The organism is Pseudoduganella sp. SL102 (assembly GCF_027856995.1).
Taxonomy (GTDB): Bacteria; Pseudomonadota; Gammaproteobacteria; order Burkholderiales; family Burkholderiaceae_D; genus Rugamonas; species Rugamonas albidiflava.
Window position 1 is genome coordinate 4,171,921 of record NZ_CP115554.1, and the last position, 23,682, is coordinate 4,195,602.

A 23,682-nucleotide genomic window follows, 5' to 3' on the forward strand; every position below is an offset into this window, starting at 1 on the left:
ATCCGACGGTCAACATTTATTTTGCCTCGTTCAAGGCTTTTTTGAAGAGTTCCAAACTCAAATGGTCGTCCAGTCCCAACTGGCGTGCCTCGCGTGCTGCCTGCTTCAGGGATGGCAGCAACAGCGCCTGCCGCTGCGCGTGTTTGTCAGTATGCCGTAGCGCCACCCGCATGCCCTGCCCGCGGACGCGCTCGAGTACGCCTTCCATCTCCAGCAAGCGGTAAGCCTTGGAGACCGTCATCGGATCGACCGCCAGTGTCCGCGCCACCTGACGCACGGAAGACAGGATATCGTCTGGAGCCAGCACCCCGGCGGCGATCAGGCGCTGCACCTGTTCCATCAACTGCCGATAGATGGGTAGCGAGGAATCTGTAGCGATCGAGAACAGTTGATGGTCAGGATCCATGCTTGATCTCGATGTCTATTGAACGCCTGGCTTGGGGGCTGGTGCATTATGCAGAGCGTGTGATGCCTTGCCGACGATCAGCGCAGGCTGGAGCTCCACTGCCAGCCCGGCATACCGACGATGGTGTCTACCATGGCGCGCCCCATTGAGGTAGCAAAGCGGGTGAGCGTGGATTCCCGTGGCCCGAAGTTGAACGTCTCGACCGACTGCGAATTGCGGACTAGGGATTCAAGGCTGCCGATTTCATCGACCAGGCCAAGTGCCTTTGCCTCCTCGCCGCTCCAGATCTCACCGGTTCCGAAATCCACATGCTGCTTCAAGCGCGAGCCGCGTTGCCGTACCAGCTCCTTCACGAACATGTCGCCCACATGGCTCACCAGTTGCTTCGCCTTGGCGTCGGACTCCTGAGACACCGGCGTGAAGGGGTTCAGGAATGCCTTGAGCTTTCCTGATGCATAGACCCGCTGCGACACATGAAATTGTGCGATCGCCTGGTCCAGGCGCCACGGTGCAATGATGGCGCCAATCGATCCGACCAGGCTGTATTTGCCGGCCACGATGTGGTCCGCATGCATTGCAGCCATGTATGCGGCCGATGCGCCCATATTGCCGATGACAGCCGTCACAGGCTTCGGATGTCGCTTCTTCAGGATAGTGATCGCCTGGGCAATGCGCTCTGCTTCTGCAGGTGCTCCACCGGGGCTGTCGATAGCCAGTACCACATGCTTGACATGACTGTCGGAGAACGCGTCTTCCAGCGCCGGCACCACCTTGTCAGCGGACGCCAACATACCCTGTGCGATCTCACCTTGGATATGCACGACACCGACCACATCCTGATAGGGTCCAAGCGAGAACCCAGTCGAACTTGCCAGGAACATCGCACCGGCGACAACGGGCACGAACACCAGCACTGCCTTAAATGCGATCCCCCATCGGCGGTCCGATCTGCGTTCTTTGGCCGCTTGCCGCTGTTCCTCGCGAATTGCAATATTCTGTGCATGAAGGTCGGCAACCAATCGCACCAACGATTCATGCGGCAAGCCACGCTCAAACTCGTCTTTTTCCGCACCCATTTGGTACCTCCAGGTTTCAACGACAATGTCCACCTAGCCCGAGCAAACTGCCGAACGTGATCTTTCCACCGCACTCCTCTTTACCAGCCGGCTTCTCACTTGAATCAGCGTGACCATTAGGAGGCGCACCTTCTTTAATCATCAGCTCCAAGGGCTTCGATCGCTCGGCTGCGGCCAGCCGCTGTTTTGCATCTTGAATTTTTATCAGGCGGCACCTAACCTGAAACGAATGGGGATACTCAACGGTCTCGGTTGCAGCCCGGCTAACTTCAGCAGCGCTGCATAGTTCATCAGTGACTGCGCGGAATGTCTGCTCGTCTTCCGAGTTCCCCAGGTCCGAGTGAAGTAGTAGGATCTGCCCGTTCTTGCATTGGGAGGTGATGAACTGCAGAGCAAGTCGCGTATAAATCTCCGGAACCCCGCTACTTCCTGCAGGTACGAAAACCTTCTGGCTTAGCCGGTAGGTTGTCATCGGTGTTAGGTCGCACACGCTGTCATCGGTAGGACGGCCAGACAAGGAAACTGCGTGCACGTTCGTGCTGATCAGTACGCTTGCCGCTGCCAACGTCAGGAAACTGGTAGTCATGTTGAACCTCCTTTCGAGGGTACTGCACATGCTAAAGCACATTCTTCTGATTGCAAGTGCCGGATTTATCGCCGGCGGGGCCATGGTCAAGGTTGGCTTGGCAACCATTCCGCTTTTGGCGGGTGGACTAGTTGCCGGTGCTCTGGTTGCGCTGTACCTGGGCCTCACCTTCCTTGTCTGGCTGACCCGTTCCCGGATGGAGTGCCTTCATGAAGACGACGATGATGGCTGCCACAATGACTCCCTCTTTGGTTTCGATTCCCGCGGCGACCTGCGCATCGACAGCGATTACCCATCACGGCGCTGACTCATTTCCAGCCCCGCTCGATCTTACCCATGACCTCCTTAAGCTTGCGGGCGACGACGTCAGGGTCTTCTTTCATCTGGGTAGTCGCCTTTCCGAACAATGATCGATCGGTTGCCACATGGTTTTCTTCAGTCCTGGAGACGCCCTCGGCATCGAACCGCTTTCTTTGCTGATCGACACGTGCCTGCAGCTCATCACCAGTTTTATCAACATCTTTCCGCAACGGTGATTCCTGCTCCTGAGAATTCCCGGGGCGCGCAGCGTCTCCATGTGCAGGTCGACCTCTCACCTGGTCCCGATATCGATCCATCGCCTCACCAACATCCGCCGCGGACGGCTGTTCACTCCTCGAATGCCGGTATTCCTCCTGCACATCATTGAATGACGTGGGAAGACGGCTGGCGCCAGATACAGGCACCGGCGTACGCGTGATATTGCCGAGGAAGGATTCGAGCCGCACCAATGCCGCAGCACTTCCCCCTGCTTCGTCCTGAAGAAGCTGCTCGAAGAGCCCGATGTTTCTAGGATCCTTTGCCAAGTCCTTGCTGATCGACTCTCCTCGTTGATATGCCGATGTAAGGCTTTCGGAAAATTCCGATTGTTTCCGCAGGTTCGCTTCCGCTCGTTCACTCCGCGCAGTCGACTCGGTAAGGCGGGACGAAATTTCCTTGCCACTTCGGTTGTCGCTCAACACCGTGGAGAGAGATGACGAGCTTCTCGTTATCGTGTCGGCAAAAGCCTTGAATTTTGCCTTGTCTTCGCTGCTGATCGAGCTATCGATAAGCTGGTCCTGCTTCTGAATCGCAGCCGAATAATCCTTGCCCCCCTTGCCGAAGGTCTGAGCCTGCGCATCTACCGGGGAGTACCTCTTCAGTGCACCGGGGACGCCAACTCCGACCGATGACGATCCGCCGAATGCGACCGAGGCCACCTGTTGTTCGCTTGCCCCCGTCGAAGCGGCAACAGCTTTGGAAATCTGCATCAACTCGCCGACCTTCTGACCGATGCTTTCGCTGTTCGCTGTCGAGGTTCCGTCAGTTCGGCTTTGCGAGGAAACGCGACCACTCACGTTCATTAGGGCATCGCTCAATGCCGCGGCCCGGTCGTGGGACGCCGCCACTGACTCGGCTTTCGCCGTGGCCACCGACCGCGAGGCTGCTTCAACATGCTGTTGCGTGACCTTCGCATCCACCACCCGCGATACAGGCCCTTCATTGGCAAGAGCCTTGGCGGCAGTGAGGCCGCTGAGCAAATTCGACGTATATGTATTGCCCGTTACGTCGTCCTGTTTGCTCCTGAAGAATGCGGAACTCCGCGTTGGGGCAAGTGCCACCTGGTCCATGGAAGTGTTCCCTAATGAGACGTTACCAGTGGAAGCACTGGATGACGTGGTCGTCAGTAGCGACTGCAGCGATTGCGCACCAGAGACAAGCGCGCTTCCTAGGGTTTCCATTCGCTTCAGGGCAGCCCATGCAATCAATGGAATGCTCATGGTCATATACCCGACGACCGCTTCGCCGGATACGGCGCCTGAATATATCGAGGGCGCTGTGACCAACGACAGCGAGTAAGCACCACTTCCTACGTAAGCCGCTGCTGCCAAGTCCTTCGCGGCGTAGATCATCGCCATGTAATTGAGAATGGCATACAACGGCGGCCATAACTGAATCCAGATCAAAAGGGAAATGTAGTTCTTCAACGCCGTCATGGTTTCACGGCCGCTGGTGAGCATCAGCAGCAAGATCGTGATCGGAAAGAGTGCATACGAAATGGCTTCTATTGCATTTCGGATCACTGGCAGTGCCTGCTCTGCCACTTTTCCGTTGTTGATCCAGGCGGCATTGGTCTGTGCCATTGCTTGCGCCCTTCCTACGGCGAGGAGCATGGAAGCGGGATCGTTGATTTTTTGCCCAGCCAGCATCGATGCATCGTTGATGGCATTGATCAGCGCATTCTGTCGAATGAGATCTGCTGCTGTGGAGGCTGCATCAGCGATGCGATTTTTTACATACGCCTGCTGGATCTGGCCCGCTATGACGGCCCCCGCTACCGCTCCTGATAACGTTGGATTCATGCGACCAGCCAGCAGCCCTTGAATGTGGCTCAATTGAGCCGGGAGTCTGCCATTCAGGGTAGTGTACGCAGCCGTACATGGCGCAATTGTCATCCCGCTGGCGCCATCGGAAATTGGCGTAAACCGGGCCGGATTCGGTGTGGCCATTAACGGCCAAACGTCAGCCGACTTGGCGAAAACATCTGGCGCAAGATCGCCGGAGGCCAGATCGTACATCGTGCAATTGTTGATGAAGTTGATCAGGTCTGTTCGGAAGTTCGGATTGTCGAACACAACTCGGCTAGTTTCCCGGATCATACGGTTGCCGAACAGAAGACCGTTGCGCTGGTAGCTCAGTTCCGTTGGGAGTCCAGCAATCCCTGGAAGATACTGCATTGCGGTCTCGTACAGCTCGGTCAGCGTATTGCCGACTGTACTCGATAGCGAACCCAGTGCGGCCAAGCCGAAGGGTACGTTGTCGACGATGGTTACCGCACTTCCACCTGTTTTATCGATAATGCCCACTGTCACCTTCGGGACGAACAATACCGAAAGGACTAACGTGATCGATGCCAACCAGTACCAGCCCTGCAGTTTTTGGGGCGCTATCGCATATGCGACCATGGCAGTAAAAAAGCCACACACTGTGACCAGGGCGAGTGCACTGAGGTATGAGTCTGAACCGCAAATGCCTGCGATCGCATTGAAAATTCCGAACAGACTTTCGTTGTTCTGGTATGCGTAAATTTCCCACATGTCCGGCTCCCACTGAGGACGAGTATCCCCTTGATCACTTCATATACGCCGCGTGCCGGCCGAGCATGTCGAGCACGTGCTGAGGCATTGCGCTTCGCATCTGGCGCTCTACTTGTTCAAGGCTATTCGTAATTGCGTTCAGGGACCCAACTTTTTGGTAGAGCTGCGTTTTCTCTCGAGAGACGTTTACAAGCAAGTCCTGCGCGCGCTGCCGAAGTTCCTTGGCACGTAACGCTTGCGCGGAGCTCAGTGTGTAGTCCTTATCCAGTGCCAGAATTCCCTGGCGTAGATTTTTCTCCAGGAATACATATGCATAATCTGCCGCGATCAGTTCCCGGAACCGGGTGATCATGTCTTCCGTGATGCTGGAGCCCGGCACGGATGTCGTGACAGATAGCATGCGGTACACCGGCTCAGTGGTTTGATTTACGAAGCCGATCTCGGCAGAATTATTAGGAATCGGCGTGCGGGTGAGAATCTTGGTCGCGATGGAGCGCATCAATTGTTCGACCTTTACGGTAAACGGCGTATGGGCGTAATTGGATTGAATCGTGACCGCATCGCACTCCGTGTAGTTATTGCACCTCAAGATCTCCTGCATCACTTTGCCACCGGCCGCACCCGATGTGCCGTATAAGAGCCGATTGATGGAGGTGATGGTCGGCGCTACCGGTGTCGCAACGCGTCCGTCCTCATAGAAGACCACCGTGCCGACCAGGCTCATGATCAGCTCACGTTCTTGATCATCGAGGTTGGTGCCGGCAAGCTTTAATGCTTTCCATGTGAGGTTTCCGACGAACGGTGCCTTGTTCTGCACCTGCGGATCAGACGATCCCCGAGCGGTCGCAAACACGGAAGGCTTCGCAGTCTGGCAGCGCTGCTTCGCAGCGGCATAATCAGACTCCAGGCCGAGCGACACAGCCAGGTCCTCGCAGAGCCTGTCGCCACTCACCCCAGTCGCCTCCATCGCCGAGCTCACCAGCGACTTCGCCGTGTTGCAGGTGCTGATATTGGCCTGGGTAAGCATGCTCTCCAGGTTCTTGGTCCACTTCGTCACCCCGCCCAGCAGGGGCGACACCGACTCCAGCGCCAGCTGGAAGGCCACGCCGGGTAGCGCGGCGGTGATGTTCTTCAGCATGTTCTTGAATTCCGCAGCCGAGATATGCGAGAACGAGCCACCGAAAACGTCGATGCCGCCACAGCCGGCTTTCACCGTCGGGAAATCCATCGCCATCAGCTGGTAGGTCTTGTTCTGGCTGCGCAGCATCAGGCTGCCGCCGCTGTAAGTGTTGAAGACCTGTCCCTTGAACGCCCCTGGCGCCGTATAGTTGCCGATGGCGCCCAGGTCGTTGAACATGGTCTCGATGGCCGCGTTCAGGTCACCCGCGCGCGCGCCGCCGCACACCACGCCAGCGAGCGATACCGCACCAATCCACTTTGCAAGTTTTCTCACCGTGGCCTCCTATCGTTGTTTAGTCCAGAGATCGGGGCGCGGTGTATTCTTCCCGTCGCGCCCTTCGAAAATCGTGACGATCCGCTCGGCAAGCTGGGCCTCCGACAGCACGCCAAATCCCACCGGCTCGATCCGGCCCGTATAGGGCTGCGCCAGGAACAGCGCCGGCACCTGCTGCACCTTCAGCGCCCGTACGGCGCCGTTGTCGCTGCGCGCGTCCGGAAATGCCGCCAGCCTGCCGCCATCCATACTGATCGGCACCAGCTTGATGCCATGCCGCTTGCGGAAAGCGTCCAGTACCGGCGCCATCGCATGGCAGTAGCCGCAACTGCCGCGAAAGAAGAACATCAGCACGTGCTCCTTCGCCACTTGGGCCAAGACCCCGGCGCTCTCGCGCAGGCGTGCCTGCTCGAACACCTCCAGCGCGGTGGCGTTCACCGGCCGGCCCTGGGTGGAAGGATCCAGTTCCGGATGGGCCCAGGCAATGCGCCGCGCGATGTCGGCGAAGAGCGACGCATTGCCCACCACCTTCGCCTCCAGCTCCATGTAGCGCCGCACATTGGGCTCGGTGGGCGAGATCACCGCGAGCGCCCGGCGCTCCTCGACTTCTTTCTGTAACTGCCGAAAGCGCGCCAGCGCATCCTGCTCTTCGTCCATCACGCTAGGTGGCCGAGCCTTCGGCCGGGATGGCGGCGTCAGGGGCGGATCGAGATAGAAGTGCCAGCCGGCCCGTGGATCGGACCCCGCGGGGGCGTCGCCTGCCAGTACCTCGCCCGGATCGGGCGTGGCTGCCACCGCGCCAGCCGTAGCAAGCGCCAGGCCAAGGCAATAGAGCGCGCGCCTGATCATCTCGCCACCTCGAGGCCGCGCGGCGGAAGGCCATCTCTGCAATAGTTCAGCTCGAAGCGCAGATGCTGCTTGCCCGGTGTCACCGTCGTATTTAGCCGCACGCCATCCTGCGCGACCTCCACCCGTAACCGAGCACAGCCCTGTTGCCGGTAGCGCACAATGGTCGACACATCGATATGAATGGGGGCGCTGGTCTGGTATTGGCGACTGATGGCAGCGGCAAGGCCGCCAGTCAACATGCCGCGGGCGGTGCCATCGGGAGACTCGAGCGCGGTCCGCAACAACGGCGCAAACTGCTCCACCGGCGTACGTGCCGCAGCGCCCTCCATGGCGGATACGTCCAGGACCAGCAACAGCGCTACGCCCATTACCAGGAATGGTCGGATTAACATTTGCCACCTCCCGCGTAGCATTTCGCTGCCTTGGTGGCCGCCGCGTCCTGCAGCGCGCCGACGTTCGGCGATATCGGCACGATCGAGGCATAGAATTCGGACAAATCGAATCTGGAAAAATCCATGGCCTGCAACTGTGCGATCGAGAAACCGCCACAGGCCGGGTTTTGCGCGCGGCCCCATCCGATACCCAGTTGCGCCCGCCCCTGCTCGTTGATGAGACGGGCCAGCACGGAGTTGAAGCAGCATTTCGACGTGGTGTGCTCGATGCACGACACGCACCTGCCAAGCACCCTGATGCACTTGGAACACCAGGTCCCGATGCTGCGGCATAGACGTGCCCCCTCTTTCATGGACAGTTGCCCCTCTTCGGCATTGCACGACAACATGGACATCACGACCATGAAGATGACCATGATGACCAGCGTCCAGGGCGTGAACGCCACCACGATGTTTTGCCCCGCCGCGATGGTGATTGAACCTGCCGGCAGCGCGACACCGTTCACGGCTACCGTCACCCCGTAGGCGGAGAAGGTGCCGCTGAAGCCATAGCTGGTCAGCGCGGCCTTGATGCCGGAGGCGATGAAACTGCGGTTGTTCGAGTTCATCAGCACATCGAACACCAGCCTGGAGCCGACACCGAACAGCGTGCCATTGTTCTGCGCCGCGCCGGCGCGGTCGGTCTTGCAGCAGTTGGCCAGCAGCCGGTTCCGGCAGCGGTTGTCCTCGCCCGCGAACACCTGCATGGTGGCCGGGTCCATGTACACGCCGGCCTCCCTTGCCGCTTCCAGATACGTCATGGCCTGCGCGAAATCCGGATCGTTGACCTGGCTGGTATCGAAGCATTGCTCCCCCAGACAGAACATGCCCGCGGCGCAAGGCCCCGGTCCCGGGCAGCCCACGTACAGGCCGCCCAGATGGCTTTCCGTCGCCAGCGGATTTCTCGCCACCGCCGCGGCACCGGCAACCTGCGGGTCGCTGCTCGGCACGGGAGGGCGCGGGGTGCTGGCCGACGTCACCGCATGCTGTCCAGCCTCGCATGCCGCCGGATCGGGATGCAATCTGCACAGTGCCAGCTGCGCCTGCGCCTGGGCAGCCAGGTTGGCCTGGCCGTACAGGGCGGTCTGCGGCACATTGGTTGTATAGCCGGGTACCACGCCAGCGGCGTCCTGTGCATTGACCATGCCGCGCGCGAGCACGTTGGCGGCCCGCGCGGCGGCCAGGTCGTCGGACTGTGCGAGCGCCAGCCGGACCTGCGAGGTCAGCAGCGCGCAAAGGACGATCCATGCGGTCAGGCGGCGCATGATCACGGCTCCAGGCCGGCCCGCAGACGACGGGCCTCCCGTGCGAAGCGCGGCGCACTGCGGGCCACGTGATCGAGGGCGTGGGCCAGCGTGACATCGCCTGCCACGGCCACGAATCCTTCCGGCGCAGCACAGCCGCGCTCCTGGCATGGCGAAGTAGCGGCAACATCGCGCGCGAGGATCATAGTGGGCACCTGCTCGATGCCGAAGCGCAGAAACGCTTTGGGATCGATCTGGATCGATGCCTTTCCCGCGCCGCCCAGCTGCCGGATGCGGGCAGCGGTCTTGATCATCGATCCGCCTTCCAGGCCGCGCAGCACCAGCACAGCGCCCACACGCGGCGCATCGGCCGCGAGCCTGCGCAGCGAACCCTCCGGCAAGGCCAGGCTGATGAATACCAGCAGCCGCGGTCCGGCGGAATGGGTTGCTGCGCCAACGCCAGCCGCCTCGTAGCCACGCGCCACGGCCGCCAGGTCCACCTTTGTCCCGGCTATCGGCTGCGGCAGCGCGTCGATGCGGTGCTGACGCGCAGGCTCTGTCGCCCATGCCGGCCCGACGCCCAACGTCAAGGCCATCACCAGCGGTCCCGCGAAGCGGGCTGGATGCCATTCAGTAGCCAACACAGCAGTTCCCCTTCCGAAACAGCATGAATGCGAAATCCTCTCCCTGCACGGGGTACTCCTTGCCCGCACCCCACAGCACCGTACTGCGCCCAAAGGGCTGGCAGCACTTGCCGGCGTCCTTGACGGTGGCGGGGATCGGATAGGTCAGCTGGCTCTTGTAGGCACGTTTGTCCATCACGGGCAGGAAGTACGGTCCGCACAGCCCGGCGGATCCGTGCCGTCCCCAGGCCAGCAGCTCACGGTGCAGCTTGGCCGTCAGGCGCTGTGCCAACAGTTCAGCTGTCCGTACACCGCCCAGGTGATATGGCACATGGCCATCGAGCGGATGGATCGCCCCCTGGCAGCCTGCGCACCAGAATAGCTCCGGACGGCCGAAACCGGCGGTGGCTGCCACGCAATCGGCGGCGCAGGCAGCTTGCGCCACGGGGTTGGCAAACAAGACCGCCTCCGGGTTGAGAATCAGGGTCAGCTCGTCGTCATTCCAGAGCGGATCGACTTCGGTGAGGTAGGCCAGATCGAACGAGCCCTGCTCCAGGCAGGGAAAGTCGGCCACTACCTGGAGCCAGAACAGCACGGGGTTGGCGTAGAAATGCGCCTGGTAGAAGCTGTTCTGGTCGCCGCCCGCGTCGACCGAGCGCCCGGCATCCGGCGTGGCAATCCCGGGATTCAGGTCCACACCGCCCAGCGACACCAGGCAGAACGCCCTGCGCACCACTTCCACATGGCGCACCGGCTCCCAGAACCCGATGGAGATACCAACCGTGGGATTCACGCCACAGGAGCACACCGGGACACTCGGATTGGGAATGTCTTCCTGGCCGCCGATCGTGGCCAGGGTGCCGCCACCGAGCGTGATCGGCATCAGGCAGCTCCAGCAAATATCGGTGACGGGGTTCGGAAACCGCCCGGTGCAAGTGCTGGCCGCATCGGCTGCCGGGCAGAGCAAGGTCAGCCATGCTGCGGCCACCAGCATGCCCGCTGCGTGGCGGCACCGCCCTGCGCAATTGCGTAGGCCCTGGAGGACAGGCAAGAAGGCGGTCATGGCGTCACCCCGCTGGCCGCCGCTACAGGCGGTACCATCTCGTCGATGCGCAGGCGTTTGCCTTCCTGCGACACCAGCGCCGGCACGCGCGCGATCGACAGCTTGCGTACCAGCAGGCCGCGCTGGTCGAAGTAGACCGGCATCCGCCAGCGCCGCATCAGGTCGAGGTAGGAGCCTCCGGTCAGCACCGGTTTCACGGTGCCGGCCTGTGCGCCGACCAGCTGGGCCGCCAGCGCAACCTGGCGTACGTCCCGGCCGTCGAAGAACAGCAACTTGCGCGGCATCGGCACGATATCGAGCGGATTGGCACGCGTGCCGGCCGCAAACAGCAGCCTGCCGGTGGCGTCGACGATATTCTTGTCGAGCACGTAGGTCGGATCGACATGATAGGTCCGCGGCACCTGCACCACGGGCAGCGCCAGCGGCGCGGGCCGCAAGACGGCCTGACGCCCCCGTTCTACCGCCTGCGCGCGCAAGCGGGCCAGTTCGCCGCTGGCTTCCTTCTCCCGCAGGCGGCGCTCGATCATGGCCAGCAGGTCTTCCTCCGCGATGCGATAGACCGGCCCGATGACACCGAGCGATTCCGCCTGCGCGCCTGCTCCCATCGCCAGCACGACTGCCAGCCACCACCTGTGTCGAGTTCTCGTCATGATGCCCCCTCAGAACAGCGGTCGGACCACGGCCAGCACGTCACGCAGCGGCACCAGGCCGCACAGGCGATAGCGGGAGTCAAAGCTGTCGTCACCGGTTCCCTGCATGTAGAAAAAGCCTGCCGGAATCACCGTCGGGCCAATTGGCTCCAGCGCCACGTGCGATACCGTTGCGAAAGGCTTGGCCAGACCAACGTAGACGCCATTGACGAACACGCTGCGCCCCAGTACATGGACCCGGTCACCGGCCACGCCGGCCACGCGCTTGAAGAACGGCTGGTTGCGCAGGCCGGGGAAATGGCGCACGCCCTCGCCCCGGAAGGAAAAGATCACGTAGTCGCCACGGGACACGGTAGGGTCCGCGTGGCGCACCACGGCCATCAGGTACGGCAGGCTGGGCGTCACGTTGAAGAGCAGCGGCAGGCGCGGCGTGGGATCGCCCAGCACGCGGATGCTCGCCAGCAGCCAGATGGCCGCGAGCAATGCGTAGCAAAGCCAGTCCTTTCGCATGGCACGCACGAGCTGGAACAGCCGTTTCATGGCCGCACCCGGTGCCGCAATTGCGGCGTGAGGTCGATGATGGCACCAGGCGCTGCGGCGATGGCCGAGCGGTCGACCACCAGGCAGCGGCAGTCCTGTTCCAGACTTGCTAGATGAGCGGGAAAGGTGTTGGCAAAGCCCCTGGCAGCGGCAATCGCCCTATCCCGCGCGGCGTCATTCGAACTGGCGGAAATCGCCTGCAGGTAGCGCTCCTGTTCCTCGCGGTACACCCGTGCAGCATCGACCACCCCGATCGCGGGAATGGGCCTAACGAGCCAGTAGTGGTAGGCACCCAGCATGGCGACGTTCATCGCCACCGCGGCCACGAATGGCATCAACGCGGGTTTCATACCAGCCCCCGTTGTTCCAGCACGCGCGTGATCGCTTCGTCGATGCTCAAGCCCTGGGCGCGCAGCGCATCGATGGGCTTGTTGTCTTCGAGCTTGTTGGAAAACAGCAGATGGGTGGCCGGATCGAGCACCAGGCGCGCGACGCCCTCACCCACCGGCGACGATACATACATCTCGGCATAGCAGCCGGCCTCCGTGCGCAGGGAGTTGAGCAGGCGCTTTTTCGCAGCATCCATCAGCAGCCTGCCTTTACGGTCCAGCAACTCGATCGACTCGGGCTTCTGACGCAGCAGGAAGACCCAGTCCGAGCAGTTGAAGGCCGCTTCCATCTGCGCCGAACCGTAGTAGTCATCAGCCCCTTGCGTGGCAGTCACGAGCGAGCCGCCATACTTGCGCGCCCGCCGCGCCGCTTCCTCCACCACAGCGGCCTTGAACGGGTCGTCGCTGCCGATCTCGCCCAGCTGCTGCTTCAATTCGTCCATGATGAGCAGCTTCTTGCGATTGCGCGTCAGGTACATCTCGGCGGTGATCTGGTACATCAGGAGGATGTTGACCACTGCGTGCAGGTCGGGCCGGCGCTTGAGCTCCTCGTTCTCGATCACGATGAAGTCGTTGCTGAAATCGATGTTGTTCCTGCCCTCGAAGTAGCGGGCATACTGACCGCCCTTCGCATAGGGGTTGAGCATGACGGCCAGATCACGGATGCGCTGGTCATCGCGGATGTCCAGGTCGGGAATCGCCCCGCTCTTGAAGGCGTCGCGCATGGCTGTCATCGTCATGTCGCGGCCATACTTGTCCCACTGCTGCAAGAGCACCGCCGAAATGGCCTTGTATTGCACCTCTTCCAATGTGCCCTTCATCGAGCACATCTTGGCGATGGCCGGCACCAGCATGTCCATGTCATCGCAGATGTCATTGATCGCCGTGAAGGGATTGAGGTTGATGTCGCTGCTGGCCGTGAATTCAATGTAGCTGCCATTGGCCTTGCGGCACAGCTTTTCGAAGGAGCGGCCCAGGTCCATCATCCAGACCTTGGCGCCCACCGAGCGGTAGGACCATGCCATTTCATTGAGGAGCACCGACTTGCCCGACCCGGGCGCGCCGACCACCGCCCCGTTGTAGTTGCCCAGGTCGTTGTCGAACAGGTCGAGCGTGGTGATCTGTCCGCGCCGGCCAGCCAGCACCAGCGTGGGCGTGCGCGTGCCGCGCCACTCCGCCACCAGGGGCGCCAGATGAATGGCATTGGCATCGGTCTTGCGCGTTACCCGGCGCATCTTGCGCAAGTCGTCGTGGAAGGTGGGGGACAACGTCATCGGCAGGCTGGCCAGCAATGCCTGGCGCTGCTTGAACACGTCCGCGTTCAGCTCGAAGCCGCACGAACGCCAGATCGCACGGGCAGCCTCGCAGGCCTGCGTCGCCTGCCCGCTAGTGGAAAAGATGCCGATCTGGTGGTACATCGTCACCAGGCGGCCGCCATTGTCGGCAGCGTCCGCGGCGGCCTTCCAGTCCTGGCGCTTCTGCTCGACATCGGGCATGACCTGCGCCAGCTTGCTGTCCGAATTCTGGTTGGCACGGAAGTGGTTGGTCGTGATGGCGCTGCGCGTATCCGCGTGATCGAGGATGTGCACGCCCATGGTCAGCAAGAAGGGCGCGCTGTACTGCAGCGGCGGCTGCATCAGGTCCCCGATCAGGGTGCCCATGCGCCACAGCTCGAATTTCTTGGGAAAAGACTTGATCGACATGAAACGCGCTTCCAGCGCCGCTGCGCCGCTCAGTTTGGAGAAGCACAGCCCTTCGGGCGTGGCGTCCTGGATCGTGTCGAAGTCGACGATCTGGTCGCGTACTTCCCTGCCGGGGTCGTAGTGCAGGTCGCCGAAACCGGTGCGCGTCATGCGGTCGGGGTTGGTGAACTGCGCGCACCAGTTGATCAGCTCATCCGCGTCGCAGCGTCGGTTCGGCAGCGAGGCTGAGGCCAGTGTCACGGACATCGAATCGCGCAGTGCGCACAGGATGCCGAGGCGCTGCGTATCGCCCCCCGATCCGGGAATCGTCACCGAGACCAGCAGGCGAAAATCGCGCATGGTGAAATGGTAGGCGGCGGTCAGCGAACGTTGCGCCCCGGCCAGCAGATGCTGTACCCGCTGGCGCGCCAGTTTCCGGTAGAGATTGGTATTGCGCGCCGGACGGCCGCCTTCCCTGCTCTTCTCGTACTGGTCGGCATCCTCCATCCGCAGGTTGGCGTAGTCGCGCAGGATGGGATGCACATGAGGCGAGCCAAACAGATGGTACTGGATGCCGGTGCCGATCGGGCAGTTGAGGTACAGGCTGGCCAGCACGTCCACCATGCGCTCGTCGGCGCCGCACTGCGGCAGCACGTCGAGGATGAACCCGATGCAGCCGTTGCGGTTCACGAACAGTTGCTGGTCGGGGATGTAGCCGCTATAGGGCAGCCAGGACGCGAACTGATCCGGCGGCGTATCGATCCCGGTACGCAAGCCCAGCCATTCCAACAGGTGGCGCGGTCCACCGCGTGTTTCGTCGCTGGCGAAATCGAACATGATGTGCTCCCTGGACGAATGGCTACCGTGTATTGCCGACGACCGGCAAGCTCCCTGCGGCGCCTCGTGCTGTTTCAGCACCATCGCTCGTGGACGACGGCTCCGTGGTGGGCTCCGGCTGTGCCATCGGCGATGCTGGCGGCGGGCGCAGTGGCGCATAGGATTCGCGGGCCGCGCGCTGCACATGGGCGACCTGCCATTGCCCTTCATTGATGCGGACATAGACATAGGATTGGTCCACCAGATCGTGGTCGCTGTCCTCCCATGCCTTGATCCATAGCCTCAGGACACGCACCGGTGTACGCAGTGCCACCGGGTCGAGACCAGGACGCATGGCCACGCCTGCCGATTCGGGCGTTGCCGACGCTGCCGGACTCGCTTGCCGGGTGCCATCAGCGGCCCGGTTGTGATAGTTGGCGGTCACCGACGCGCAATGCACGCCCTCCGGCGCCTTGCAACTGAACTTCGGCGAGCCGTCAAGTCCAGACAAATTGCCGCAGCCCGTCAAGGCCAACGCGGCCAGGATTCCGGCCAGGCACGTGCTGCGGACCCGTCTATCGTTTGCGAGAAGTTCCATGTTTGCTCCTTGCTATGCCATCAGCCCTGGCGGGCCCATCGGCGGCGCGCGCCAGGCCGGCTTCGATTTCTGCAGAAGGCAGCACACCCGCGGTAATGCGCCCATCAGCAAACAAGAGCGTGGGCGTGACACGAATGCCGAGCCGGCCGGCGAGCGCCACGTTGCGCTCGAGCGGCGTGGCACACGCCGATACAGACGACTGCGGTGCAGTGCCATCGGTCATGACCTGCCGGTACGCTGCGTCGCGATCCGGTGCACACCAGATTGCCTCTGGCAGTGTTCTGCCCTGGAACGGCATGAGGTAGTGCAGTACCGTGACGTCACGCAGTTCCCGCAGTTCCTTGTCGAGCTCGCGGCAGAAGCGGCAAGCAGGATCGGTGAAGACCAGCAGGCGCCGTGCGCCGTTGCCCTGGGTGGCAACGATGGCATCGGCGACAGGCACGTCAGCAACAGCCTGGCGGTGCACCGTACCTGTTGTTTCCTGTAGCGGCTCTCCATCGCTGGCCGGCCGACTAGCCTTGCGCGACGCGGTCAGATCGCGCATGTGCCGCACATCGTAGAGATGACCGAATATCAGGTAACGTGTGCTGCCGCGGCGGACATAGGCGACGTTGTCGCCCATCCAGACTTCATAGATGCCAGCGACAGGTGTCGGCGCTACCCGGTCGAAGTGCGTGCCGGGATGTGCCTTGCGCAACTGTGCCAGCATGGCGTCCTCGGCTCGCGCGGCGAGCGCGGGTGGCAGTCCCACCGCCAGCAATAGCGGTATCCAGTTAATCCACGGTCGCATCGTCCTTCTCCTTCCCCAACCTCGGCAGACGCACGCCCCTGGTCAGTACGATGTCCACCTGCCGCTTAGCACCGACCTCGATGACGGGAAACGTCTCTTCGGCCAGCTTGATGTAGTAATTCGCCAGGTTGTCCAGTGCACGCCCCACGCCGCTACCGATGCCGCGCTGCATCCGGTCGCCCATGCCTTCGGGCGACGTGGCCAGCGTACCGAACGGTGTGGTGGAAAACGTTGCGCCACTTTGCGCAAAACCCTGGCCAATACCGCTGACAATGCCGGCACGCAGCGCATTGGCCAGCATCTGCCCCTGCATGGTCACCAGGCGGCCGCGCAGCCCCAGCATGCCGTCCTCGCCTAGCACGTTGCCGTCGATCTTGACTTCCAACGCACGGCCATCCCGGCGCACGCAAGACAGGTTCACGGTTCGCAGGTATGCGCGGGAAGCGCTGATGCTGCCGTAGCCGGAAGCGATCACGAAACACTCCCTCACCTCGCTGCGGTAATGGTTCGGCAGCACGGCGTTGTCCAGCAGGCGGATCAACACCGGCAATGGGTTGGCCTGTGCCTGCCCGCCGGTCGGCGCCGCGATGCCACTCAACGTTTCGCCACGAATAAAACCCACCGGCAGATACGTGTCGAGCATGCCGCCTTCGGAACTTTCCTGATCCGCCTCGCGGCCGGCGGATTCCGGCGCGTCGGCCGATTTCGCGGCAGGTGTCGGCTGCGCCAGGTTAACGCGGATCAGCGCTGGCGCCGGCTCGGCGGAAGGCACCGGCATATCCGCTGTGCCGTTGGCCACTGGCAGCGGTGTTACAGGACTGCCAGGAGGATAGCCGGACGGGTCTACCAGCGGCGGAGCGCCGGAGGCGGTATGCGACGGCATGGCGGGCGGACGGCCTGTCGGCACCGGTGCAGATGGCGCGGCCGGTGGCGCAACGGGCGCTGCTGACGCGGCCAGGTTCTGCTCCTGCTGTTTGCGTTCCAGATCGGCCAGTCGCTGCATCAGTGTCTGTTCACCGGCCTTGCGCTCCGCATTGAAACGGTCCTGCGCATCCTTGTCCACCTTGTATTGCGCCAGTGTCTTGCCGGCGGTCCCTACCCACTGGTCCAGCGGGTCCACACGGGGCGGGGTCACACCCTCCTGTTCCGGGTTGACCACCACTTTTTCCTTGGCCTGGCCAGCATTGGGGGCCGTCTTGGGCTCGTCGGCACCGGCCAGGCTCAACACCAGCCAAAGCATGCCGATACCGCCTGCCAGGATGCTGCTGGCCGTCATGTACTGCTTCTGCCTGGGGCTCAGACGGCTCGTTACCGCTTCCCATCGTTCTCGAAGCTTCATCGCGCGCCCTCCTCCTGGCCCGCGATGACATGGACCAGCGTCGCCTCGCCCGGCCGCAGGTTGTGCCGCTCGATCGCGACCGCCAGCACGCCTTCGCGGTCGAATTCCTGTTCGGCCAGCACCATGACGGTATTGCCGATATTGCGCAACCGGTAGGTTTCGCCGACCAACGCCCGCGTCTCGACGCGGCGCAGTTGCGTGTATTCGGCCTCCTGCCATAAGGCCTTGCGCACTTCCATGTGTTCGGCCTGCGCACCATCGGCGTTGCGGCCAGTCGCCATCGATACCAGCAAGGCCTTCAGGGCCCGCACATGGTGCGCAGCGGCGGGCCTGTTGCTCGTCGACGCTGTCTGCGTGCTGTCGATATGGCGGTCACGCAGGATCAGCGTGTCCGCCGCCATGCGTGCCGGGCGCAGCAGCAGGGTGTAGGTGGCGCGCGGCGACGACACGAATAAATTGATCGGCTTGGCCAGGCTCCCGGAAACCGGCCTGACGTAGATTTCGCCCTTGTCGAGGTCGCAATTGAGGATGACGTCGCCGCGCGGATTGACAGTGGGGGTTGCCAGTTGCGCCGCGGTCTGCGGCACGGCGCCGTTGGCCGGCGCGCCCTCGCAATTGCTGCTGGAGTGGATATTGCCAACCACGTTGACGATGCGTTGCCCGTCCAGGCGCACGCGCGTGGGCGCGTCGGTCGAAATGGCCGCTTCCATGATTTCGCCATCGCGCACGTCTCGCGGCTGGCCCGCATGGGAGCAGGCGCCGTGGCAGGCCATTACGAGCGGCAGGATGACGTGTCTACGTTTCATCGCGAAGTTCCTTGAAGGTTTTCAGGTGGGTGCGTCCGCCCGAATACTGGAAGGCCAGGTGATAGCGCTTTTGCAGCAAGGAGGTTTCCTGGCCGTTGACCAGCGTGCGCAGGCGCCCGGTCATCAGTACTGTCTGCGCCTCCTCGTCCGGCTCCAGCTGCTGCAGCTGGAAATAGGTGCTGCCGTTGATCTTGCGCAGACGCTCGGCTTCCAGCTCCATGCGTAGCTTCAGCGTTTCGTAGTCCTCTGGCGCGACAAAGCCCAGCAAGGCATCTTTCTTCCAGGTTGCCGAGGCAGGCGTAACGTCGAGCATTAGCCAGGCAACATAGCCTGCCATCTGCTCCAGGTATTCATTACTCACACGTTCCCCCGACACCCAGAACGATTTGGTCACCTGCGGCGGCATGACGATCACGCGCTGCGCGCCGACCAGTTCATAGGTGATCAACAGCGTGACAAACAGGCACAAACCCAGCACGCCCATGGCAATCCGGTGGCCGCGGATGCGCACGCGCAGTTCCCGCAGATCGTCCTGGTAGCGGATGTTGTCCATGTTCGCTCCTTATCCCACCATGCGGCGGATGTGCGATGGCGGCGTGGCGCGCATCGAACTCACCGGATTGGTGGGCAAATGCCAGTACAGCCAGTGCAACGCATAGGCAGGGTGTTTGTCAGCCTTGGTGCGCGCCATCTTGCGGGCGAAGTAAATGCCAATGGCCACGGCAGCGCAGAAGCCCCACAGGCTGCTGGCCAGGTAGCCCACAAACAGCATGAAAAGGACGGGTGCTGCGACATCGATGTCCCACAGGCCGATCTTCCACTGATCGTCCAACCGGCGTGGGATATAGGTGTCGGTCAGCATCCCGTCCTCCGTGGCGATTCAGATCACCGCGCCCATGATCGCGCCGGCGATCACGAGACCCACGGCACCGAAAATGGCCAGTCCGACGTAGAACAAGACCGGACCGAAGTTGCGGAGCGCGGCTAGGGAGATCAGCGCCACCACGAAACCGATGAACCCGACCAGCGCCTTGATGCCGGGCGCCAGACTGGCCATCTGGGTCAACGCCGACACCAGTGGACCGGTCAGGCCCGTGAAAGCGACCAGATCGATTGCCTGACCAGGGGCCGCAAGGACAAGCCCCAGCAGCATCACGATGTATAGCGCTGCCGCGCTTAGGCCCTTGCGGGGCAGACGCCACGGTACGGGCGTTGGCGCCCAAGTATTCAACGTACTCATGCATTTCTCCTTTGGATTCATATGGCACGCGCAGGGTGTGCTTGCCCGGCTCGCGTCATCCGGGCGTCCAGCGCGTCCCGGGTGGGCCGCGCACCATCGCCTTGCGACGTGGCCGCCCGCGCTTGGGATGGTGACCGCGCGGCCGGGTCCACGGCCAGGGCAATTCCTTGACACGCTCGTCGCGGGCAGGCGTAGCGCCTTTCATGGCAAGGCCTCTTGTGCAAGGTGGAATGTGACGACGGCATGCCGGTTGGCCCGGCGACCGTCGCTGGTCGTGTTGTCGGCCACGTAGCAGCACGCGCCGCGCCCTTCCACTGTGATCCGCGCGGGTGCAATACCCAACTGTTCGCGCAGAAAAGTGCCCACGACACGTGCGCGCTGCCATGCGAGGCGCTGATTGAATGCACGGCTACCTGTGCTGTCCGTCCTGCCGACGACCGTGATGTGCGCCGCATGGCGTGCCTGGTCGGCTAACTGGACAAGCGCAGCTGTAGCCGATTGCTCCAGTTCTGCAGAAGCGGCATCGAAGTGAATCACGAAGCCTTCAGGTTTCATAAACCGGTCCTGGGACGGTGGGGCCTTCTGGCGCGTATCGCTCGGTGCTGCAGGTTGCGCGGAAAGCGCGTTCGTCTTGGGAGTCACCACCGGGCAAGCAGCTTGAAGGCACATGCCGAAATAGCTTGATTCATCGTACCCAAGCTGGGCGATCGAGAATCCCACCAATGGCCGTGTTCCGGAAATCTGCTGGGCACTGTCCGGCATTGGTGTGCTGGCGCAGCCCGAAAACAGGATCGGCAACGGGAGAGCGGCGGACAGCATCAGCGCCGCACGCTGTGCCTGGCGCTTCATCGCAAGCTTACCGAGTCCAGCGGCGCTGTGGCGGCAAGCCGAGCGCTCGCGGGTTGAGACGGTGCAAGCCTGCGCATCAGTGACCGATATACCCGCCACGCATAACGCATTCGCGTGCGCAGGCACTGCTCCGCGGTCATCGTGACGCACGCGGCGTTGTAGGCGCCGACGGCCTCCCATGTGTAGCCATGGCGCGCGATCTTTTCGGAAAGGATGCGTGCACCTGCATTGATGTTGGTGCAGGGTTCGAACAAGTCTTGCTTGCTCACGCCCAGATTGCGCAGTACGCGCGGGTCCGAATTGACCTGCATGTAGCCGATATCGACCGTTTTCGTGCGACGAACGTGGCTGTTGTTCACTGCTGCCGGATTCATGCCGGACTCGGTGTCGGCAATGGCCAGCAACAGGACAGTCGGGACGTTGTGTTTCTTCGCCGCCTGCTCCCAGCAGGCACTGGCCAAGCCGGGGATCAATACCAGCAGCGGCACGGTAGAACGGATGGAGAATCGCATACGTACCTCACGACAAAACCCAAATGAATCGATCTCGCGTCAACGCGAGGACTCTGGTGAATCCGGGTATGCCGGCGGTAGCCTGGCGCGGTGAAATGCAGGTGTGCGCCTGATCGACGCAAATAACGCTTAGATGAAACCTCGGGAAGCCCTGCGCGCGATGTTGCGGCGGGCTTGCTCGAACAGCTTGGCCTTCGCCCCTTCTTGTGCCATCACCAGGGCGACGCACGCCGTGGTGAAATGATCCAGCTTGAACTGCGGATGCGGGTGGCGGTTCTGCTCCGACTTCTGCAAGGCCAGCAGCAAAGTATATTGTTCGCGCCACATGTCTTCGCGCCGGCGCGTGGTTGCCTGGTCGCGCAGCACCAACTGCTGATGCAAGAAGGCGAACACACGGCGCTCCGGCGCTGGGTCATCGAATACCAGCGACACGCACGCACTGATCAGATCGGGAAAGCGCAGCTTCGGTGAGCAATTGGCAGCGTCGTTATAGAGTGCTTCCAGCCAGTTGTACTCGTCGATCCAGACGCGCGTGGCGACAGTCAACCCCTCATGCATGTCAGGCAGCGCCGCCGCAAGATCGCTGTGTGCCAGCTGCGGCGCTTGGTCCAGCGGAATGAATGCGGTAGTCATTGTGATGCACCTCAAGACGTTTCCCCACAGCGGGGCTTGATGAACATCATCGTACTGTTGTCGATTCGGTTCTGCACCTTGATATGCCCTCTATTTTGGCGACATTTCGCCGCACATTCGCGCGCTCCCATGCACGAATGCCATTGCTCGCTTACCTGAACAAATGACCAGTCTTCTCAGGCAGCCTAATCATCGATACCAAAGATCGCGTTCAGTGATCGATAGCGGCAAGATTCGTGTTCAGGAGCGTTGGCAGTGTTGAACCAGATCGAGCGCTGCACGAACTGACTGACAGGGAACAGGTAGTACGAGGCGATGGCATCGTTGGCGATGTTGAGGCGTGCGCACAGCACGAAATCGTACGGGCGCTGTGAACGAAGCGTTACCTTCCAGCGACGAGCGTGTTCTTCATGACGGCAGCATGAAACGGCGATGCGCAGGCGAACACCGCCATTGATACGCAGCATTCCCCGGCCTAGTCGCTCGCTGGCAGCCCCGGCATCGCGGATCAGGTCTTCTACCTGTGGTACAAGCTGGTCGAGCAGCGCAAACGTGGCGGCCTTCGTCAATGCGCTCCGAGCAGTACGGGCTGGAGCAATATCAGCGGCTGCGTAGGCTGCCGCCAGACTGCCGAACACGGACCGGATGAACTGCGGACCAGGCAGCCGGGAGTCGGCCTTGATCAGTGCAGCGTTGACCTTGCCAGTCCGCTCATGTAGCGCCTTCAAGCGCATGGTGATTGCGTCCTTGGCAGGCATCTTCAGCCTGCGCTTTCGTTCCATTTGCGCCGCGTCGAAAACGGCTCGGGGCACGATCTGCGGGTGGGCGTCGAGAACACGCACCCACTGTTCTTCAGGATTTAACAGCCGTCTGCTGTTCAACTGCGTGGAGCTGCGGTTGTACACGATAGCCCCCGTGTACTTTTCGCTGGTCAGAATGCGCCTGACGTTGTAGGGGTCCCAGCACTCGCCAAACTGATTCTTGATACCGCGTGCATTCCAGTGTGCCGCAATGGCCGTATCGCCCAAGCCGTCCTCCAAGTACAGCCGGTAGGTTTCCTTGACTACTGCGACTTCCTGCTCTGGGCCGAGCGCAAATTTTACGCGATCCGTCAGCGCAGGCTTGCGCTCACCTGGGGCAAGTATTCGCTTGAAGGTCCCGTCCGCTGCCGCACACACTCGGCGCAGTCCATATCCCGCATCGCCACCGTGGGCCTTGTAGCCCAGGCGAGCAAAGGAGCATTGTGCATTGAGCACCTTGGCCGAAAGCTCGCGGCTGTACTCCGCGGCCATGAGCCGCTTCAGACCCTTGATCATGGAAGCCATGGGTGTCCCGTCATTCGCAAAAGCTTCGGCCACATAGAGCACTGTCACCCCGGCCTGGCGACACATAAATTCGTAGTGTGCGCTTTCGTCAATGTCCTGGAATCGGCCCCATCGGCTAACGTCATACACAAGCACTGTCCTGTATGGGGCATGCCCGCTGAGAATCTCCGCGAGCATTTGACGAAGTGCTGGCCGCCCTTCAATCGTCAAACCACTTCTTCCTTCGTCGGTATATTCGCGCACGATGTCAATGCCGTTCTGCTGCGCAAACAAAGCAATTACAGCCGTTTGGTGTCGTATGGAATAGTTCTGCATGTCTGTCGACATCCGCGCGTACGCTGCGGCAGCATGCTGCTTCTGTTCACTCATCTTTCCTCATTGTCGCGGTGAAGGGTAGTTGGCGTTTTCACTCGTATGGACCAGGTCGGCCAGGAATCGAATGCCTCTCCCTGCTGGAGCAGTTCTCGTGCCAGGACTGCAGGATCTGGCATGAGCACACGAGATGGAGGTCATCTGTAAAAAAATCCGACAGCCGAACATCGCTTACCTGTGTGCTTAAGTCACGAACTCCGATACTTTACCGAGACTTGCTTGTCGTGAGGTACGCGCTGCTTGACGTCGCTCAATGACGAACGGCAGCTAGGTTTTACGATAGAGCTGGAGGTG

The 23,682-nt window shown here is 61.8% G+C and carries 26 protein-coding genes; 1 reads left to right on the forward strand and 25 read right to left on the reverse strand.

Translation table 11 applies throughout. The features are described from left to right. Positions 1–16 precede the first annotated feature (16 nt). The 3 genes from OU994_RS17635 to OU994_RS17645 all read right to left on the reverse strand — a co-directional run bounded on the left by OU994_RS17635 (position 17) and on the right by OU994_RS17645 (position 2,068). Positions 17–406 (reverse strand): GntR family transcriptional regulator, encoded by a 390-nt coding sequence (locus tag OU994_RS17635; RefSeq protein ID WP_281606944.1) that lies wholly within the window; start codon positions 404–406, stop codon positions 17–19. A 77-nt stretch (positions 407–483) separates the two neighbouring features. Continuing rightward, positions 484–1,482 carry a S49 family peptidase gene (locus tag OU994_RS17640; protein ID WP_281606945.1) on the reverse strand — a complete coding sequence of 333 codons (999 nt, stop codon included), beginning with the start codon at positions 1,480–1,482 and terminating at the stop codon, positions 484–486. Positions 1,483–1,498: 16 nt separating this feature from the next. Then, positions 1,499–2,068 carry a hypothetical protein gene (locus tag OU994_RS17645; protein ID WP_281606946.1) on the reverse strand — a complete coding sequence of 190 codons (570 nt, stop codon included), beginning with the start codon at positions 2,066–2,068 and terminating at the stop codon, positions 1,499–1,501. On the opposite strand from OU994_RS17645, the gene OU994_RS17650 reads away from it, so the two are divergent. After that, positions 2,067–2,375, forward strand: a complete 309-nt coding sequence (locus tag OU994_RS17650) for a hypothetical protein (RefSeq protein WP_281606947.1) — start codon at positions 2,067–2,069, stop codon at positions 2,373–2,375. The two genes, OU994_RS17645 and OU994_RS17650, sit on opposite strands and share 2 nt — an antisense overlap. 1 nt (position 2,376) lies before the next feature. Here the strand turns inward: OU994_RS17650 and OU994_RS17655 are convergent, their stop codons facing one another. From OU994_RS17655 to OU994_RS17760, 22 genes are all read right to left on the reverse strand, one after another. Further along, entirely contained in the window at positions 2,377–5,184 is a 2,808-nt protein-coding gene (locus OU994_RS17655; protein ID WP_281606948.1) for a conjugal transfer protein TraG N-terminal domain-containing protein, read from the reverse strand. Between the two features lie 34 nt (positions 5,185–5,218). Next, on the reverse strand, positions 5,219–6,637 hold the full coding sequence (locus tag OU994_RS17660) for a conjugal transfer protein TraH (protein ID WP_281606949.1): 1,419 nt from the start codon (positions 6,635–6,637) through the stop codon (positions 5,219–5,221). Between the two features lie 9 nt (positions 6,638–6,646). Continuing rightward, on the reverse strand, positions 6,647–7,486 hold the full coding sequence (locus OU994_RS17665) for a conjugal transfer protein TraF (RefSeq protein ID WP_281606950.1): 840 nt from the start codon (positions 7,484–7,486) through the stop codon (positions 6,647–6,649). After that, positions 7,483–7,878 carry a hypothetical protein gene (locus tag OU994_RS17670; RefSeq protein ID WP_281606951.1) on the reverse strand — a complete coding sequence of 132 codons (396 nt, stop codon included), beginning with the start codon at positions 7,876–7,878 and terminating at the stop codon, positions 7,483–7,485. Before OU994_RS17670 ends, OU994_RS17665 begins: the two co-directional genes overlap by 4 nt. Next, the gene (traN, locus tag OU994_RS17675) at positions 7,872–9,182 is read right to left on the reverse strand and encodes a conjugal transfer protein TraN (RefSeq protein WP_281606952.1); all 1,311 of its coding nucleotides are present in this window, start codon (positions 9,180–9,182) and stop codon (positions 7,872–7,874) included. Before traN ends, OU994_RS17670 begins: the two co-directional genes overlap by 7 nt. A 2-nt stretch (positions 9,183–9,184) precedes the next feature. Further along, on the reverse strand, positions 9,185–9,751 hold the full coding sequence (trbC, locus tag OU994_RS17680; protein ID WP_281606953.1) for a type-F conjugative transfer system pilin assembly protein TrbC: 567 nt from the start codon (positions 9,749–9,751) through the stop codon (positions 9,185–9,187). 40 nt (positions 9,752–9,791) lie between these two features. Further along, positions 9,792–10,778 (reverse strand): TraU family protein, encoded by a 987-nt coding sequence (locus OU994_RS17685; protein ID WP_281606954.1) that lies wholly within the window; start codon positions 10,776–10,778, stop codon positions 9,792–9,794. Between the two features lie 65 nt (positions 10,779–10,843). Continuing rightward, positions 10,844–11,497: a type-F conjugative transfer system protein TraW gene (gene traW, locus OU994_RS17690; protein ID WP_281606955.1), complete on the reverse strand. Its 654-nt coding sequence runs from the start codon at positions 11,495–11,497 to the stop codon at positions 10,844–10,846. A 9-nt stretch (positions 11,498–11,506) separates the two neighbouring features. After that, the gene (gene traF, locus OU994_RS17695) at positions 11,507–12,037 is read right to left on the reverse strand and encodes a conjugative transfer signal peptidase TraF (protein ID WP_281606956.1); all 531 of its coding nucleotides are present in this window, start codon (positions 12,035–12,037) and stop codon (positions 11,507–11,509) included. Next, complete coding sequence (locus OU994_RS17700) at positions 12,034–12,387, reverse strand: hypothetical protein (protein ID WP_281606957.1); 354 nt, start codon at positions 12,385–12,387, stop codon at positions 12,034–12,036. Before OU994_RS17700 ends, traF begins: the two co-directional genes overlap by 4 nt. Beyond that, a complete protein-coding gene (traC, locus tag OU994_RS17705) occupies positions 12,384–14,945 on the reverse strand; it encodes a type IV secretion system protein TraC (protein WP_281606958.1) in 2,562 nt (853 codons plus the stop codon). The genes OU994_RS17700 and traC overlap by 4 nt, the downstream gene beginning before the upstream one ends. 22 nt (positions 14,946–14,967) lie before the next feature. Further along, on the reverse strand, positions 14,968–15,522 hold the full coding sequence (locus OU994_RS17710; protein WP_281606959.1) for a TraV family lipoprotein: 555 nt from the start codon (positions 15,520–15,522) through the stop codon (positions 14,968–14,970). Then, on the reverse strand, positions 15,500–16,312 hold the full coding sequence (locus tag OU994_RS17715) for a DsbC family protein (RefSeq protein WP_281606960.1): 813 nt from the start codon (positions 16,310–16,312) through the stop codon (positions 15,500–15,502). The genes OU994_RS17710 and OU994_RS17715 overlap by 23 nt, the downstream gene beginning before the upstream one ends. After that, positions 16,296–17,651: a TrbI/VirB10 family protein gene (locus OU994_RS17720; protein WP_281606961.1), complete on the reverse strand. Its 1,356-nt coding sequence runs from the start codon at positions 17,649–17,651 to the stop codon at positions 16,296–16,298. Before OU994_RS17720 ends, OU994_RS17715 begins: the two co-directional genes overlap by 17 nt. Then, positions 17,648–18,457, reverse strand: a complete 810-nt coding sequence (locus OU994_RS17725; protein WP_281606962.1) for a type-F conjugative transfer system secretin TraK — start codon at positions 18,455–18,457, stop codon at positions 17,648–17,650. Before OU994_RS17725 ends, OU994_RS17720 begins: the two co-directional genes overlap by 4 nt. Then, positions 18,447–19,010 (reverse strand): type IV conjugative transfer system protein TraE, encoded by a 564-nt coding sequence (gene traE, locus OU994_RS17730; protein ID WP_281606963.1) that lies wholly within the window; start codon positions 19,008–19,010, stop codon positions 18,447–18,449. The genes OU994_RS17725 and traE overlap by 11 nt, the downstream gene beginning before the upstream one ends. A 9-nt stretch (positions 19,011–19,019) precedes the next feature. After that, positions 19,020–19,319, reverse strand: a complete 300-nt coding sequence (gene traL, locus OU994_RS17735) for a type IV conjugative transfer system protein TraL (protein WP_130189391.1) — start codon at positions 19,317–19,319, stop codon at positions 19,020–19,022. 18 nt (positions 19,320–19,337) lie between these two features. Then, complete coding sequence (locus tag OU994_RS17740; protein ID WP_281606964.1) at positions 19,338–19,697, reverse strand: hypothetical protein; 360 nt, start codon at positions 19,695–19,697, stop codon at positions 19,338–19,340. Between the two features lie 201 nt (positions 19,698–19,898). Beyond that, positions 19,899–20,546: an OmpA family protein gene (locus OU994_RS17745; RefSeq protein ID WP_281606965.1), complete on the reverse strand. Its 648-nt coding sequence runs from the start codon at positions 20,544–20,546 to the stop codon at positions 19,899–19,901. Next, positions 20,543–21,058 carry a lytic transglycosylase domain-containing protein gene (locus OU994_RS17750; RefSeq protein ID WP_281606966.1) on the reverse strand — a complete coding sequence of 172 codons (516 nt, stop codon included), beginning with the start codon at positions 21,056–21,058 and terminating at the stop codon, positions 20,543–20,545. The genes OU994_RS17745 and OU994_RS17750 overlap by 4 nt, the downstream gene beginning before the upstream one ends. Positions 21,059–21,187: 129 nt before the next feature. Then, positions 21,188–21,691, reverse strand: coding sequence for a hypothetical protein (locus tag OU994_RS17755; RefSeq protein ID WP_281606967.1), 504 nt, complete (start codon positions 21,689–21,691; stop codon positions 21,188–21,190). 185 nt (positions 21,692–21,876) lie between these two features. Beyond that, positions 21,877–23,385, reverse strand: coding sequence for a recombinase family protein (locus tag OU994_RS17760; protein WP_281606968.1), 1,509 nt, complete (start codon positions 23,383–23,385; stop codon positions 21,877–21,879). Positions 23,386–23,682: the final 297 nt, after the last annotated feature.